We start from the raw sequence: 15,770 nt of genomic DNA on the forward strand, positions 1-15,770 counted from the left end.
TATTTACATTTTTACAGTAATTATTAAATTTACATTTATCGCTAAATAATATAATTTCGCAAATTTAATAAAAAAGGAAATGATAATGAAAAAACTAACAATTATTTCTATAATAACTGCGACAAGTCTGCTGGGTGCAAATATAAGCTTCAATGACGCAAACACCAACTATAACAGAATAAATCCAGCAAATGACGCAAACACAGTTTTATCCTTTAATAGCTCAATAGCAAAGGCTAAAAAATCAGTTGTAAATATCTCGACTTCAAAAACGCTTAAAGTCCAACAAGGCGTAAATAGCTTAATGGATGATCCATTTTTTCAAGAATTTTTTGGTTTTCATTTTAAACTACCAAAAGAAAGAAATCAAAAATCCACATCTTTAGGCTCTGGAGTTATCATCTCAAAAGACGGTTATATCGTCACAAACTACCACGTAGTTGAAGATGCTGAAGAGATTATTGTGACACTTCTTGATAACTCAAAAGAATATAAAGCCAAAATCATCGGAAGCGACCCAAAAACAGATCTTGCTATCATAAAAGTTGATGCAAAAAACTTTGAAGCTATAAGTTTTGGCGACAGCTCAAAAGCCCTTGAGGGCGACATTGTTTTTGCTATAGGAAATCCATTTGGCGTGGGTGGAAGTATATCTCAAGGCATTATTTCAGGACTAAATAAAGACAACATAGGTCTTAATCAATACGAAGATTTTATCCAAACAGACGCTAGTATAAATCCTGGAAATAGCGGTGGAGCTTTGGTCGATAGTCGCGGTGCGTTGCTTGGAATCAACTCAGCCATACTTAGTAGAAGTGGCGGAAATAATGGAATTGGCTTTGCAATACCATCAAATATGGTAAAAACAATCGCTCAAAAGCTTATCGCCGATGGCAAAATAAGTCGTGGATATATCGGCGTTATGATTTCAAATCTCACAGACGACCAAAAAGAGATTTATAAAAGCAAAAAAGGCGCTCTTATTTCAAATGTAGAAAAAGATAAACCAGCCGATAAAGCAGGACTAAAAAGAGGCGACCTAATAATCAAAATCGATGATCAAAATGTAGAAAATGCAACCGACCTTAAAAATATCATAGGCTCACTTGCCCCAAATAAAGAGATAAAAGTCACTTACGAAAGAGCTGGTCAAAATAGCACAACTGAGCTAAAACTCATAGATATGGATAATACAAGCGCTGTTAAGAAAAACGACTATAGCTCAGACGGGCTGACATTAAAAAATTTAAGTGATGATGTAAGAGCTAAAAACCAAATTCCAAAAGATATAAAAGGTATCATCATCGCAGAAGTCGCACCCAACTCAAATGCCGCAAATGCAGGATTTGAAGTAGGAGATGTGATAATCCAAGTCAATGAAACAACAATAAATAGCATAGATGACTACGTCAAAGAGCTAAAAAATAGTAGAAAACAAGATAGAAAACTTATGATTTGGATTAACCGTTTAGGCGTTCTTATGGGACTTGTTTTAAAATAGATTAGTCCAAATTTGAAAAATTTCCAAATATTTATCCTAGTGAGTTATAATCGCTTTTTTAATAAAAGGCGATTATAATGATAAATATTTTAATGATAGAAGATGATTTAGAGCTTGCTGAGATACTCACTGAATACCTTGAGCAATTTGATATAAAAGTAACAACCTGCGATGACCCATATATCGGACTTTCTACGCTAAATACAAGCAAATTTGACCTAACCATACTTGATCTTACTTTACCAGGAATTGACGGGCTTGAAGTTTGCAAAGAGATCAGAAAAAGACACAGCATACCTATCATAATCTCAAGCGCAAGACACGATCTAAGCGACAAAGTAAATGCCTTTGAGTTTGGCGCTGATGATTATTTGCCAAAGCCATATAATCCCCAAGAGCTTCTAGCCCGCATAAAAAGCCACTTAAGAAGACGTAGCATAACCGAAGAAGAGACAAAATCAATCAAAAAAGATCTAGTTTGTGATGATTTTAAGCATATCATTACCCTAGAGGGCGTCCCATTAAATTTAACAGTCGCAGAGTATGACATACTAAGCTATCTAATCAAAAAAGAAGGCGGAGCCATAAGCAGAGAAGAGCTGATATACAACTGCGATTCTATCAATGAAGACAGCACAAACAAAAGCATCGACGTCATCATAGGACGCATTAGAGCCAAGCTTGGCGAAAATCCAAAAGATCCAAAATACATTCACGCTATAAGAGGCGTAGGATACAAGCTAGAGCAATGAAATTTTCATCTATATTTTACACTATAACCTTTATTTTTGTCATCGCAACGACTAGTATATTTCTAGCTTTTTTGTGGCTTATGGACTATGACAAACAAAACTATTCAAGAGAGCTAAACACAAAATACTCAGTCGTAGCAAGAGCGACCTTGCTTCACTTAAATGAGCTTATAAGCGATGAAGAGTACGAGAATCAGACAAAAGATCTTGATATGTCAAAGCTTAGCAATAAAGCAAAAATAGATGAAATCCTAAAAAACGCCCTTGTGCTAGAAGAGATTTCAGCAGAGATTGGATCTAGTGCGATTTTGCTCTACAAAAAGCAAAATTATCTAAAAATTTCGCACAATGACACGACTTTGCTCCTTAAAGACAATGACTATCAGCCATACAGATACGATATAATCAAAGTAATATTTGGGCTTGTATTTTTCATACTTCTTGTAACTTATGTCTTTATCATCAAAAAGATAAAACCACTAAGAAAGCTAAAAAGACAGATTGATAAATTCGCTACTGGCGATCTAAATATACAAAATATCTCCACTGGAAACGATGAGATTTCAGAGGTCGCAGACGCCTTTTACAACGCAGTGACGCAGATCAAAAACCTAAACCACTCACGCCAACTTTTCTTGCGAAATATCATGCACGAGCTAAAAACCCCAATCACAAAAGGTAGAATCACTGCCGAGATGATAGAAAAAAACAAAAATCAAGAGAGATTAATCGGTGTTTTTGAAAGACTTGAGAGCCTTATCAATGAATTTGCCGCAGTCGAAAGAGCGACTTCAGGCCTACTTATAGAAACAGCCAAACCATGCAACATAATAGACATAATTGATGAAGCAATAGATCTAGCAATGGTAGAAAAAGAGTACGTAAGCGTGCATATAATTAGCGATATTAGCATAAACGCAGACTTCAAGCTCATCTCAATCGCATTTAAAAATATGATAGATAATGGCTTAAAATATTCAAACGACAAGCATATCACAATCTCAGTAAATGAAAATAGTATCAAATTTATCACTCAAGGTCAAAAACTAGAAAACGACCTTGCATACTACATCGAGCCTTTCACCCAAGGCAGCAACGCCAAAAAAAGCTTTGGTCTTGGGCTATACATCGTCGATAATATTCTAAAAAGTCACGGTTTAAATTTGGAATACGAGTATAAAAACGGCTTAAATATATTTAAATTTTGTGGCTTAGGTGGCGAGTCCACCAAAAAACAAAATAGCTCCAGCTAGCCCAACCAAAACTGCCACTAGCTTGAATTTATAGGCTAATGGCAAGGCAAGATTGAAAGCCACAAATAGCCAAAATGGCGTTGAAATCTGAGTGCTTGTATCGGCGTATTGGATAAATTTAAGCATAAGCTCATCAAAAATCCCGCCGATTCCAAAAATATGCAAAAACACGCTCAAAGGATAAAACAACACAAAAACATAACCCAAAGGTATGACGCTAAGCTGAAACAAACCAGCTGGACTAAAGAAGTAAAATACTGGCAAATTCATCGCACTAAATACAAATATTTCAAGCATTAAGCCGTGCAAAATCATCATTTTAGGGCTTTTGAGATCCTTTTTATCCCCAAAATGATGAATGTATAAAAAGATAAAAAATACACCCAAACAAGAAAAATAAAATCCTATTGAAAACACTAAATTTGGCACAAAAATCATAGATAAAATGACGCACAAAAGTAGATTTTCTATCTTAAAAACCTTAAGCCCAAAGCTCACTAGCACAAACCCAACCACGCCCATCACATACGAGCGTAAAAAACTAGGCGTAAAATCCAAAATCCACAGATAAAATCCAAGACAAACAAATATAAAAAGCGAGATTTCAAAGTTGATATTTCTGTACGGAAAAAACCTATCGCTAAGCCTTGCGTAGGCAAATTTGATGATAAAAAACATCACCCCAAATATAATCCCAAGATGAAATCCGCTGATTGCGATGATGTGAGCTATGCCCCAGCTTGTCACGTCGCCCCTCAAATCCTTGCTAATAGGCGTGGCGAGATAAAGCGCTGAGTAAAGCTCCTTTAGCTTTGGGCTTTGGTGCTGAGAGGTGATGAAATTTTGGAGTTTGTCTTTTAGATTTGGCTCTTTTTGCAAGTTCTCTATTTTGAAATTTGGCATATAAAATACGCCTTTTATATAATCTTTAAATTTAACCTGTTTGGTTATAACGCCGATTTTTAGGTAGTTTGCTTGGATCTCTTTTTTGCTTGTTGTATAAAACTCAAAATCATCTGCACGAAGCTTTAATACAAAATAACTTTTATCGTTTTTAGTTTTTTGATAGTTTTGCAAGACTTTTGCGTCCAAAAACGCATAATCCTTGCTAGTAAATTTACTAAATTTATAATACTCAAAAGCCAAATTTAGGCTAAAAATACAAAGACAAACCGCCACAAAAATCGCAATTTGCCTTGTATTTTCAAATATTTTCATCTATTTAGCTATTGATTTATAATAGTTTAGCTCATCGTTTAAAAGTAGATATTTTTGATTTAAAAGTGAGTTTTGAGCTGAGATTAAAGCGTTTTTAGCTTCAAGCAAATCCTTTAACTCCACCCTACCAAAATCATATTTATTCTCATAAATCTCCACGATTTTTTGATTATGCTCTTTTATTTGCTCAAAATTTAGATATCTTTTTTTGTCAATATCATAAAAACCAACGTATTTTATGACTTCATTTGCTGCATTGCTTAGTGTTTTTTCATAGCCTAAAACATTTTTTCTAAACTCAAGTTCTGAGATATTTATCTGTTTTTTTAGCCTTGAATAATCCAAAAATGGCAAGTTTATATTTAAGTTTCCACCAAGTATATTAAATCCAAAACTATCACTAAATTTGCTCGCCGAATCGCTCAAACTAGCCCCTAAACTCACGCTTGGATAGAGATTTTTTTCGCTTATTTTATAATCATAAAAACTAGAATTAAGCTTAGAAATCGCAGCGTTTATATCTGGTCTTTTGCCAAGCTCTTCAAATTTAATCTCAAGCCCGATATCTGTAGTTTGCACCGCCTCAAGACTAAATTTATCAAGCAAAATCTCGCTTCTTGTTAGATTTTTTAAAATCTCATAGTTGCTCTCTTGGGCTCTTTTTTGGCTTAAAAGCTGGTTTTGCACGTTTAAGATATTTTGCTTGCTTTGTCGCACACTCAAAATCTCCTCCTTGCCAAGCTCATATTTTAATCTCACGAGTTCATCAAGGGATTTTAGATTTTCTAAATTCAGCTCCAAATTTCGCACCACGTCATTTACATAAAGTATATTAAAATACGTATCAACGACTGAATTTACGATAGTTAGCTTTAGATTTTGCAAGTCTAGCTCACTTGTTTTTGCGTCCCAAAGCCTTGCATCATAATTGTCTAAAATTTTACCAAAAATATCAAGCTCATAACTCAAAGAAAAGTTACTAGAAAAGCCATTTTTCCAATCATTTGATGTAGAAATATCTCTTTGGGTTGTCGCCTTTGCTCCAGCTTGGGCAGTCGGGAAAAGATCATCTTTTGCTACTCCAGCTTTTAAAAGAGCTTGCCTTAGGTTAAGAGCTGCTACATTTACATCTTCATTATTTTTTAGAGCCGTTTTGACAAGCGAATTTAGAGTGCTTTGGTTAAAATCTATATACCAAACTGGCTCATAAAAGCTAACTTCTTTTACTTCATAATTCAAACTCTTTGCAGCGCACCCGGCAAATAAAAATCCAAGTAAAATAACCAATATATTTTTCAAATTTACTCCCTTAAAAGTGCATCTATAGGATTTAGTCTTGATGCGTTTCTTGCTGGTATATAACCAAAAATAATTCCTATCAAACTAGAAACTCCAATAGCAATCACGATTGAAGCCGTGCTAAATATCATAGTAAATCCAGCCCCAGCTAAATTCACCAAATATCCTATCGCATACGCCAGCCCTACTCCCACAACGCCGCCAATAGCACAAAGTAAAATCGCCTCTATCAAAAACTGAAGCATTATGTCGTTTGATTTAGCGCCGATTGCCATTCTGATGCCTATCTCTTTTGTCCGCTCAAATACGCTTACAAGCATGATATTCATTACACCAATTCCACCTACCATAAGCGATATAAGTGCGATTCCAGATATCAAAAGACTCATTGTATTCATAGTGCTTTGGACTGTTTGCATTATCGTATCAGTGTTTCTAGTGAAAAAATCCTTTGCTCCACGCCTTACTTGCATGACTTCGATTATGCTTTGCTCGGCCACTTGAGCGTTTACGCCATCTTTTAATTTGACTGCTATGGATCTTATATTTCTATCGCCAGTTAGCTTATTCATCGTTGTCGTATATGGTGCAAACACAGTCAAACTATCACCGCTAAATGATGTATCTTCTCTATTTGCTACGCCTATTATAGTAAAAGGCTGACGGTTAAAAAGTATAACCTTGCCAATTGGATCAACGTCCTTGAAAAACTCTTTTTTGACAAATTGATCTATGATAATGTTTGATTTTGAGAGATAAATATCTTCAGCTACAAAATCTCTACCGCTGCTTATCTTTACATTTGAGATAGAAAGCGAGTTTTGACTACCACCTCTAAGGCTTGCATCTAGGCTTTTATTAGCATACGTTAGAAGTCCGCTTGTGTTCATTCTAGGAGTAGAATAATCCACAAAATCAAGCTGCTCTAAGAAATTTGAATCATCTATGGTTAGGCTTTTGACCTTGTTTGAGTTCCTATCGCCAAAGCCCTTTCCAGGATACAAGCTTATGGTGTTTGTGCCCATATTATTTATATCTGCTAGGATTTTTTCTTGACTACCTTTTGCAAGAGCTACCACGCATATCACTGAAGCTATGCCGATGATAATACCAAGCATAGTAAGAAATGAGCGTAACTTATGAGCTTTTATAGCACCAACTGACATTGCAAAACTCTCAAAAAACCGATCTTTTATGCTGTTAAATTTACTCTTTTTAGTATTTTTTGGCTCTTTGTACTCATAAATTTGAGCTGATTTTTTGGTATCGTTTATGATATTTCCGTCTTTTATCTCAATAACTCTATTTGCCCAAGCCGCTATTTCTTTATCATGAGTGACTACTATGATAGTATGGCCGTCTTTATGTAAATCACGCAAAATCTCCATAACCATAACGCCACTAGCACTATCCAAAGCTCCAGTTGGCTCATCGCAAAGCAAAATCTCGCCACCATTCATAAGTGCTCTTGCGATGCTAACTCGCTGCTGCTGACCGCCACTTAGATGATTTGGGTAAGCGTCGCATTTTTCTTTTAACCCAAGCTTATCGAGTAGCTCTTTTGCTATTTCAAGCCTTTTTGCTTTGCTTACGCCAGCATAAACTCCAGGCAAAGCCACGTTGCTTTTGCTATCGTTTGAGCTAAGTAGATTGTATCTTTGGAAGATAAATCCAAATTTTTTAAGCCGCAAAGCAGACAATCCGTCTCTATCAAATTTACTTATATCTTGATTTTCTAGCAAATACGTTCCAGATGTCGGGGTATCAAGACAGCCAAGAATATTCATAAGCGTGGATTTTCCACTACCTGATTGTCCTATGATAGCTACAAACTCGCCTTTATCAATGGTTAAATTTATACCCTTTAAAACCTCACTTTGCACCCCACCGATTGCAAAGCTTTTTTTGATATTTTTAAGCTCTATCATCTCATTCTCATATTTGGTTTTTTATTTAGTATCGCTTCAAGCTCTTTAGCGTCTAGTTGAGATGTGATGATAGTATCACCCTCTTTAAGCCCTGAGATTATCTGCGTATTTACGCTGTTGCTGATACCTGCTTCGACTCTTACTTTTTGGACAGCGTCACCATTTTTGACTAATACATAGCTTCCTTTTTCATCATTTTTTATAGCAAGAGTTGGAAGTATGAGCGCGTCTTTTATCTCTTTTATGATGATTTTGTTTTGTGTTGTCATACCGATTCTTAGCATATTTTCAGGGTTGTCTACTTGAAATTTAGCGTAATAATAAACCGCCGAACTGCTTGAGCTTGAGCTGCTTGATGAGCTACTTGAAGTTGTTTTGTATTTGCCATCACTTAGCGTTGTAAGGCCTGGATCAATTGAGCTTAGAGTTCCTGTGAATTTTTTATTTATATTTGATAAAATGCTATATTCGACCCTGTCGCCTACTTTTATATTTGGCACGTCGCCTTCGCTGACTTGCATTTTTATCTCCATTTTACTAAGGTCGGCTATATTTACGATTGTTGGAGTTGTTTGATTGACATTTATCGTCTGACCGACCTCGACAGGCACGGAGACTACGACACCATCAAGTGGAGATCTGATGTCTGTGTAGCCTAAATTTGTCCTAGCTGTGTTTATCTCTATTTTGGTTTGTTTGATTTGAGCTTCTATCTCTTTTAGGCTTGCATTTTTAGCGCTCAATGTATTTTTGAAATTTTCTATATTTTCTTTTGAAGTTGCGTTTTTAGCGCCCAGTTCAAGCTCTCTTTCATACTGAGTTTTAGCTATATTTGAAGCGATTTTCGCTGAGTTTAGCTTAGCATTTAGTATTTCAAGTGCTGCCATTTGCTGATCTAGAGTATTTTTTTGTTTTACTGAGTCGATTTGGGCTATTCTATCGCCTTTTTTGACCCCATCTCCGACCTTGACAAAAAGTTCTTGTATCTGTCCGCCTACTTGCGCACCGACATCTACTAAATTTAGAGCAAAAACCTCGCCCACAGCTTCCACGCTTTGAGTCAGATTGCCTTTTTTAACCTGAGTTGTTATGTACTCATTTTTAGGCTTTTGTGACTGATTATAGTACCAAAAACCACCGATCAATGCCAAAACTACGACTAAAATTCCTATTTTTTTCATTCAAACTCTTTCTGAAATTACTATATTTTGGTTATTATATAAATTTTTTGTGAATGTGATGTTAAGAATGGATTGATTTTTGCTTTATATAATGAAATATTTTACTTAATCAATCAAATTTGTTTAATAAAATTAAATATTTTTTAAAATAATATTAAATAGATTAAAAAAATATGGTAAAATATGAAAAATTCGAAAAAGGAGTTCAGATATGACACTAACAGTTAAAAGCCCAATACTTGGTTTTGAAAACATTAAAAGCGTAGAGCTTACTAGCATAGATGATTTTTTTGTTAAATTAGAAGACAAAGACGGAAACACATCTTTCCCTATGGTAAATCCATACGCTTTAAGAAATTATGAATTCGAAATACCTACATATTACCAAAGCCTAATGGATATCAATGAAAACAGCGAGCTAAAAGTCTATACAATGCTAGTAATAAGCAGCCCAGTAGAAGAATCAAGCGTAAATTTCATGGCTCCAATCGTATGCAATATGAGTAATATGACACTTTCTCAAGTCGTATTAGATCCTATTCAATACCCAAATTACGGTCAAGCCGAAAAAATCGGTAGCTTTACCAAAAAATAATCAAGTGGTCCTTTGACCACTTACTTTAACTATGAAAAAAGCATTTTCTATACTTGAGCTAGTTCTAGCCATAATCATCATAGCCATAGCAGTAGCCAGCGTCCCAGCACTCATCAGCTCTAGCCTAAAGACAAACTCGCAATCCCTACTCCAAGAAGCAGTCGTCTCATCTAGCGCGAAGCTATCAGAAGTCACAGCTAGCTATTCATGGGCGAACTCTGCTGAAACAACACCGATTGTAGATATAACCAATAATTATAAAGGGCTTGGTTATATGTATAATCCAAGAGAGTTAAAAGTAGTTACTCCACTAGACCCTGTGGGTACAAGCGGAACATTATCTGTAAATGGCGATAGCTCAAGCCACAATATACTAAATTTAAACTACGCAATATCAGCTAGCAGAACAGATAATGAAGCTATGTTTGAGATAACAACCACAGCCAACAACGGCGAAGCACAAACCATAAAGCTAACAAACTATAGCTACAACATCGGCGAACCAGTCTATGGATACAAAGAGATAAGATGAAAAAAGCATTTACACTCATCGAGCTAGTCATCGTCATAACCATACTTGCTATTTTATCATCTATCGGCACTGATATTTTCGATAGAGTTTATATGAACTACGTCCAAACAAGAAGCCTACAAAAACTAGAGCTAGAAACTGGAATTTTAATAGAACAAATCGCAAAAAGACTAGAAAACCGTATCAAACCTACGCTTGCAGTATCTACTTATAATGGGTCAAACAAAAATACAGGTCATAAAACGCTTGCAGATGCTGGAAATATAGACTGGAAAGACAATAAAACCGAAATAACGTGGTTTAACCAAATGTATGAAACACAAAGATATAACGAGACCAATAATAGAAATATAGGCTGGAGTGGGTTTATAAATTTAGAAAGCATAAAAGCCAATGGAGATACTTTAACCATAACAACGCCAGGAAGTCATCTTCAAACAGTTCTCAAAGAAAAATATGGTAAAAACAATACTCCAGTATTGATATTTAAAGGCAATGATACAGATATCGCAGATTATTACAAAGTATATGATAATTATAGTAGTAAATACGCTCATAAAATAAACATAATCTCAGATGAGACATTTACAATAGATGTGAGAGGAAAAAAGCCAGTAAAAATTTACGAACAATACTGGCTCGCAGCTTATATTATTGGATTTAGGTTTGTAGCAACAGATCCAACAACAAAATTAAAAACGCTTAATTATATAGAATTTCCTTTTAGCAGCGAAGGCGGCGGAACGCTAATGAGTAAAAACGTAAGCTCACTAAATTTCAAAAGCACAGCAGATAATGGAGTGATAGTAAAGCTCTGTTTAGCCGATCCAAATTTTAATCTAACGCCAGATGAAAAAGACACAAATAAAAAACGTTATCTTGAAGTATGCAAAACAAAGGTTGTTTTATGAAAAAAGCTTTTAGTTTGATACTTGCTATCATATTTATAGTTCTTTTAGCCACTATTGGAATGCTATCTTTTGGAGTTTCGGCTACTGGAGTCAAACAAACAGACAACCTATATCTAAGCGAACAAGCAAAACTCATAGCAAAATCCGCCACCGAACACGCAATAATACAAATCCAACAATATGATTTTGCCACAAATTGCTTATATGAAATCCCAAAAAAATATCCAAATGATAGTGATTGGCTTCTACAATCCACAGTTTATGTGACATATATAGGTAAAAATAAACCAAATGGTTGCCCCGACAAAAACTGGATAGACTCTGGAGCCACAAAAGATCGCAATGGACTGGATATAAATGGCAAAACTCTTATCCAAGCAGTTGTCCTAGACACAGTTGTCGAGTCAAACCCAGCCGCAAACACTGAAGTCATCAGATACAGCAGAACAACCACGCAAAAACCTTGATTTTATGGTATAATTACTATACTTTTAATCAAAGGAGAAAAGATGAATACAAGTATTGTAGGAAAACAATTTGAGCTAACAGAATCTATCAAAAATTACGTTGATAGTGCGTTTGAAACTCTATCAAAATACAATCTTGACATTATCTCAGGAAGAGCTATCATATCAGCAGATGAAAAACAAGGCAAAAAAGGCTTTGATGTGGATTTTGCTATAAATTTAGCACACAAAGATACTATCGTAATCAGACAAAAAGACAAAGATCTCTACGCTGCAATTGACCTTGCAGTTGAGCGTGCGAGCAAAGTTTTACGCCGTCACCATGACAAACTCACAACTCACAAAAACAAAGATGATGAAAAAGCAAGTCTAAATCAAGTCAGTGAAGAGCTAGTCGAGGGCGTCGATGAAGTCATTCCAACCGAGCTTGAACTATACAAACCATTAGAAATTGAAGAGGCTATAGAAAAACTAAAAGCTTCAGGGGCGCAATTTTACGTATTTAACGATATAGATGCAAAAATGCGTGTAATCTATAAAAGAAACGACGGCAAATTCGGACTTTATTAAGATTTGAATTTTATTAAGATTTTGGAGCGAGCTTTCGCTCCAAGCTTAACTATACTTTTTTAAGATATTTTCTACTACTTTTGATATTTTTTCTACAGATTTTATTTCGCATTTTTCATTTATGCTATGAGGTGAGTAGATATTTGGCCCGATAGAACAAGCTTGCAAGCTGTTTTTAGCCCTATTTATCAGCACTCCACACTCCAGCCCAGCATGGACTGCGACCATTTTTGCATCTTTATTTATCTTTTTCATTTCGCCTAAAATATCTTTTGCAAACTCGCTAACAACTGGCTTCCAAGCCTGTGTTTCTTCCTCAAATCTCACCCCGAATCCAGCCAAACTAGCCAAATTCAAGGTCTGAAATTTCAGCTCTTCCCTGCCCTCATCACTCATCGATCTAGCAAAAAACTCAATTTCTAGCGCGTCATTATCTTGCTTAATGATAGATAAATTTATGCTATCAAGCACCACGCCCACGCTCTCATCATAACTTCTCACGCCTTGAGAAAAAGCGTTGATAAAGGCTAAAATTTGCTTAGAATTTGCCAGAGTTTTAACTTTTTGCTCTCCAAGAGATTTGACTTTTACCATTTCATTTGAGCTTAAATTTACTCCAGCGACCACAGCTTTTGCATTTACTGGTATTGAGTTGTTTCTCTCACCACCGCTCAAACTCACAAGCTCACAGCTATTTTGAGCTAGGAATTTAGCCAAAATCTTAATCGCATTTGGTATGTTTTTTATGATTTCAATGCCACTATGTCCGCCTTGCAGACCGCTAACTTCTACTTCATAAACTTGGCAAATTTGCTCATTTTTACTCAAATTTATACTCGCAAAAATGCTAACCCCACTCGCACATCCGATAAAAACACCATTCTCATCTTCGCTATCTAAATTCAAAATATTTTTGCTTTTTAGCGTTCCATTAAAGCCATTAGCTCCTAGCAAACCAACCTCTTCATTGTTTGTTATCAGCACTTCAAGATTATCAAATTTACTCATCATCTCCATTATGATAGCCACGCCTATACCATTATCTGAGCCAAGACTTGAGCCTTTAGCACTCAAAAACTCGCCATCATTTACAAGCTCTAAATTTGGAGCAAGCCCCACGCAAACCATGTCATAATGAGCTTGCAAGCAGATTTTTGGCTCACCTTTTATGGCGTGAATATTGCCAAACTCATCGGTGGCTACCTCAAATTTATGTTCTTTAGCAAACCACACCAAATACTCTCTAAGCTCATCAGTTTCAAAACTACAATGCGGTATTTTGCAAATTTGCTCAAAATATTCAAAAACTTTCATATATGCTTTTCCTTGTTTTTTAGCCAAAATTATAGCATTTTATGATAATATTACTGCCATGAAATATCTTATAAATTTTATATTATTAGCTTTTTTGTTGCAAGGTTGCCTTTGGGTAAATGAAAGAGGCATCTCAAACCGCTACTACAACGACTGCAAAGAGTATTATGACGCGGCTGGGATCTACCACAAAACCTGCGATGAAAATCTTGTAGATTGGTAATCATGAACCTTATAAATGACTTAAATAGAGGGTTATTTGAAAAGATAAACGCCCTAAAAAATTATAAATCCAAGACTATTTTTAACGACGCTTTAGAGCTTGAAATTGAGGATTTTGATGAGAGCATAACCAATTTAGCCAAAGAGTTAAAACCATGGAGAAAAGGGCCTTTTAAGCTGGGTGAGCTTTTTATAGATAGCGAGTGGAGAAGCTTTATCAAATTTAATCTTCTAAAACCGCATTTAAATTTAGATGGCAAAAACGTCGCTGATATCGGCTGTAATAACGGATATTATATGTTTAAAATGCTTGAGTTTAAGCCAAAAAGCATAACTGGATTTGACCCAAGCGTTCTTAGTTTTTTGCAATTTAGCTTTATAAACCGTTTTGTCAAATCAAATATTAAATTTGAGCTACTTGGAGTTCAAGATTTGCCAGGTTTCGGGGTTAAATTTGATACTATTTTTTGCCTTGGAGTTTTGTATCACAGAAGCGATCCAGTCAAAATGCTAAAAGAGTTAAAAGCTGGGCTAAATAGCGATGGCGAAGTGTTTTTAGATACTATGTTTATAGATAGAGATGATGAGTTTGTCCTAAGCCCAAAAAACACCTACTCAAAGATACCAAATATCTACTTTGTTCCAAGCATAAAAGCTTTGCAAAACTGGTGCGAACGAGCCAAATTTAAGAGTTTTGAAATTTTGGCGATAAAAGATACTGATTTAAACGAACAAAGAAAAACACAGTGGATAAATGGAGAAAGCTTGGAAAATTTCTTAGATCCAAACGACCCAAAACTCACCATTGAGGGCTATCCTGCGCCAAAAAGAGTTTATGTAAGACTAAAATAAAAGAGGTTAAATGGCAGAAAATATTTACGATAATACAGATAAAGAAACGCCCAAAGAGGACAATTATCAAGCCGATTTAAAAGTAGAACAAAATCTAAATTCATCATTTTATGGAAAGATACTAGAAACCAAAAAAAACTACTCAAAAACACTGCTAAAAACTGGAAATGACCTACGATATGACGAAGAAGGGCTCGTGCATAGTGGTTTTATATTTAGCGCGGCAGATTACGCAGTGGCAGTGGCTGTAAATGAGCCATTTTTAGTGACTATTGGCTCAAAAGTTAGCTTTTACGCGCCGGCTAAAATAGGAGATGAGATCGAGTTTGAGGCGTGGGCGTACTTTGAAGAATCAAAAAAAAGAGAGGTCAAAGTAGTAGCCAAAATCAAAGATATAAAGGTATTTGAAGCAAGCTTCCAAGTAGTCGTTTTAGAAGATCATATCTTAAAAATCCAAAAGAAAAACCTAGAAGATCAAGCCACCAAAAGAGAATCAGGAGAGCTTAAAGACGCTCTATAAAGTATGATATAAACTCCCTAGCCTCGCTCATGCTGGTTTTTTCTCCATGTCCAGGATACAGCACAAACTCGCCCAAATTTAGTGCTTTTTTTAGACTATTTTTCATTTCAATTTTGCTAGAAAATGGAAAATCATATCGCCCAATGCTTCCTTTAAACAAAAAATCCCCACTAAACATAACCCCATTAGTCTCTATCATCGAACACCCTGGCGTATGTCCGGCAAAATGATGAAATTTAAGAGTGAAATCTGCAATTTGCAAGCTACCATCAGGCTCTACTAAAAAATCAGGATTAAAAGGCTCTTCTATCATGCCAAAAGGATCTTTAGAGCATAAAAAAGCATCATCTTTTGGCACGTAAATTGGCAAATTATACTCATCTTTTATCTTTTTGTCATCATAAATATGGTCAAAATGACAGTGCGTATTTAAGATAGCAAGCAGGTTTTTGCAATTTTGCCTTACAAACTCCAAAGCTCCGTCGCCAGGATCAATTATGATTTCTCCGCAATCTTTGATTAAAATGTAACAGTTTGTAGCATAAGCCCCAAAAGATTTTGATAAAATTTTCACTACACCGCCTTTATTGGTATTTAAAGTCAATTACAAGTTTCATTTTATCAAATTTAGGCTATAATTTAGATAATTTTTATA

The 15,770-nt window shown here is 35.4% G+C and carries 17 protein-coding genes; 11 read left to right on the plus strand and 6 right to left on the minus strand.

Annotated features, from left to right (window positions below; genetic code table 11):
* Positions 1–85 precede the first annotated feature (85 nt).
* From CIG1485E_RS05550 to CIG1485E_RS05560, 3 genes are all read left to right on the plus strand, one after another.
* Complete coding sequence (locus CIG1485E_RS05550) at positions 86–1,501, plus strand: Do family serine endopeptidase (protein WP_038454527.1); 1,416 nt, start codon at positions 86–88, stop codon at positions 1,499–1,501.
* 77 nt (positions 1,502–1,578) lie between these two features.
* The gene (locus CIG1485E_RS05555) at positions 1,579–2,253 is read left to right on the plus strand and encodes a response regulator transcription factor (protein WP_038454528.1); all 675 of its coding nucleotides are present in this window, start codon (positions 1,579–1,581) and stop codon (positions 2,251–2,253) included.
* Positions 2,250–3,506, plus strand: coding sequence for an ArsS family sensor histidine kinase (locus tag CIG1485E_RS05560; RefSeq protein ID WP_051870939.1), 1,257 nt, complete (start codon positions 2,250–2,252; stop codon positions 3,504–3,506). The genes CIG1485E_RS05555 and CIG1485E_RS05560 overlap by 4 nt, the downstream gene beginning before the upstream one ends.
* On the opposite strand, the gene CIG1485E_RS05565 is transcribed toward CIG1485E_RS05560, so the two are convergent.
* Genes CIG1485E_RS05565 through CIG1485E_RS05580 form a run of 4 tightly spaced genes read right to left on the minus strand, consistent with a single transcriptional unit; the run spans position 3,465 to position 9,132 of the window.
* Positions 3,465–4,724, minus strand: coding sequence for a ComEC/Rec2 family competence protein (locus CIG1485E_RS05565; protein ID WP_038454529.1), 1,260 nt, complete (start codon positions 4,722–4,724; stop codon positions 3,465–3,467). The genes CIG1485E_RS05560 and CIG1485E_RS05565 overlap by 42 nt on opposite strands.
* The gene (locus CIG1485E_RS05570; RefSeq protein WP_038454530.1) at positions 4,725–6,023 is read right to left on the minus strand and encodes a TolC family protein; all 1,299 of its coding nucleotides are present in this window, start codon (positions 6,021–6,023) and stop codon (positions 4,725–4,727) included.
* A gap of 2 nt (positions 6,024–6,025) precedes the next feature.
* Positions 6,026–7,951: a MacB family efflux pump subunit gene (locus tag CIG1485E_RS05575; protein WP_038454531.1), complete on the minus strand. Its 1,926-nt coding sequence runs from the start codon at positions 7,949–7,951 to the stop codon at positions 6,026–6,028.
* On the minus strand, positions 7,948–9,132 hold the full coding sequence (locus tag CIG1485E_RS05580; protein WP_038454532.1) for an efflux RND transporter periplasmic adaptor subunit: 1,185 nt from the start codon (positions 9,130–9,132) through the stop codon (positions 7,948–7,950). Before CIG1485E_RS05580 ends, CIG1485E_RS05575 begins: the two co-directional genes overlap by 4 nt.
* Positions 9,133–9,343: 211 nt before the next feature.
* Here CIG1485E_RS05580 and fliW point away from each other — a divergent pair, with 211 nt between their 5' ends.
* From fliW to hpf, 5 genes are read left to right on the plus strand one after another with little or no spacing between them, the layout of a single operon-like run.
* Complete coding sequence (fliW, locus tag CIG1485E_RS05585) at positions 9,344–9,727, plus strand: flagellar assembly protein FliW (RefSeq protein ID WP_038454533.1); 384 nt, start codon at positions 9,344–9,346, stop codon at positions 9,725–9,727.
* 31 nt (positions 9,728–9,758) lie between these two features.
* The gene (locus CIG1485E_RS05590; RefSeq protein ID WP_038454534.1) at positions 9,759–10,259 is read left to right on the plus strand and encodes a hypothetical protein; all 501 of its coding nucleotides are present in this window, start codon (positions 9,759–9,761) and stop codon (positions 10,257–10,259) included.
* On the plus strand, positions 10,256–11,170 hold the full coding sequence (locus CIG1485E_RS05595) for a type II secretion system protein (RefSeq protein WP_038454535.1): 915 nt from the start codon (positions 10,256–10,258) through the stop codon (positions 11,168–11,170). Before CIG1485E_RS05590 ends, CIG1485E_RS05595 begins: the two co-directional genes overlap by 4 nt.
* On the plus strand, positions 11,167–11,637 hold the full coding sequence (locus CIG1485E_RS05600; RefSeq protein ID WP_038454536.1) for a hypothetical protein: 471 nt from the start codon (positions 11,167–11,169) through the stop codon (positions 11,635–11,637). The genes CIG1485E_RS05595 and CIG1485E_RS05600 overlap by 4 nt, the downstream gene beginning before the upstream one ends.
* Before the next feature lie 42 nt (positions 11,638–11,679).
* Positions 11,680–12,207 carry a ribosome hibernation-promoting factor, HPF/YfiA family gene (gene hpf / locus CIG1485E_RS05605; protein WP_038454537.1) on the plus strand — a complete coding sequence of 176 codons (528 nt, stop codon included), beginning with the start codon at positions 11,680–11,682 and terminating at the stop codon, positions 12,205–12,207.
* Between the two features lie 45 nt (positions 12,208–12,252).
* Here hpf and CIG1485E_RS05610 read toward each other — a convergent pair whose 3' ends face one another.
* Positions 12,253–13,521, minus strand: a complete 1,269-nt coding sequence (locus CIG1485E_RS05610) for a M20/M25/M40 family metallo-hydrolase (protein WP_038454538.1) — start codon at positions 13,519–13,521, stop codon at positions 12,253–12,255.
* 58 nt (positions 13,522–13,579) lie between these two features.
* Here CIG1485E_RS05610 and CIG1485E_RS09615 point away from each other — a divergent pair, with 58 nt between their 5' ends.
* The 3 genes from CIG1485E_RS09615 to CIG1485E_RS05620 are packed head-to-tail and all read left to right on the plus strand — an operon-like array spanning position 13,580 to position 15,115.
* Positions 13,580–13,744 (plus strand): hypothetical protein, encoded by a 165-nt coding sequence (locus CIG1485E_RS09615; protein WP_231723670.1) that lies wholly within the window; start codon positions 13,580–13,582, stop codon positions 13,742–13,744.
* A gap of 2 nt (positions 13,745–13,746) precedes the next feature.
* On the plus strand, positions 13,747–14,595 hold the full coding sequence (gene cmoB, locus CIG1485E_RS05615) for a tRNA 5-methoxyuridine(34)/uridine 5-oxyacetic acid(34) synthase CmoB (protein ID WP_038454539.1): 849 nt from the start codon (positions 13,747–13,749) through the stop codon (positions 14,593–14,595).
* 10 nt (positions 14,596–14,605) lie between these two features.
* Positions 14,606–15,115, plus strand: coding sequence for a hotdog domain-containing protein (locus tag CIG1485E_RS05620; RefSeq protein ID WP_038454540.1), 510 nt, complete (start codon positions 14,606–14,608; stop codon positions 15,113–15,115).
* On the opposite strand, the gene CIG1485E_RS05625 is transcribed toward CIG1485E_RS05620, so the two are convergent.
* Positions 15,099–15,689 (minus strand): MBL fold metallo-hydrolase, encoded by a 591-nt coding sequence (locus tag CIG1485E_RS05625; RefSeq protein WP_038454541.1) that lies wholly within the window; start codon positions 15,687–15,689, stop codon positions 15,099–15,101. The genes CIG1485E_RS05620 and CIG1485E_RS05625 overlap by 17 nt on opposite strands.
* Positions 15,690–15,770: the final 81 nt, after the last annotated feature.

The sequence above is a fragment of the Campylobacter iguaniorum genome (assembly GCF_000736415.1).
Lineage (GTDB): Bacteria > Campylobacterota > Campylobacteria > Campylobacterales > Campylobacteraceae > Campylobacter > Campylobacter iguaniorum.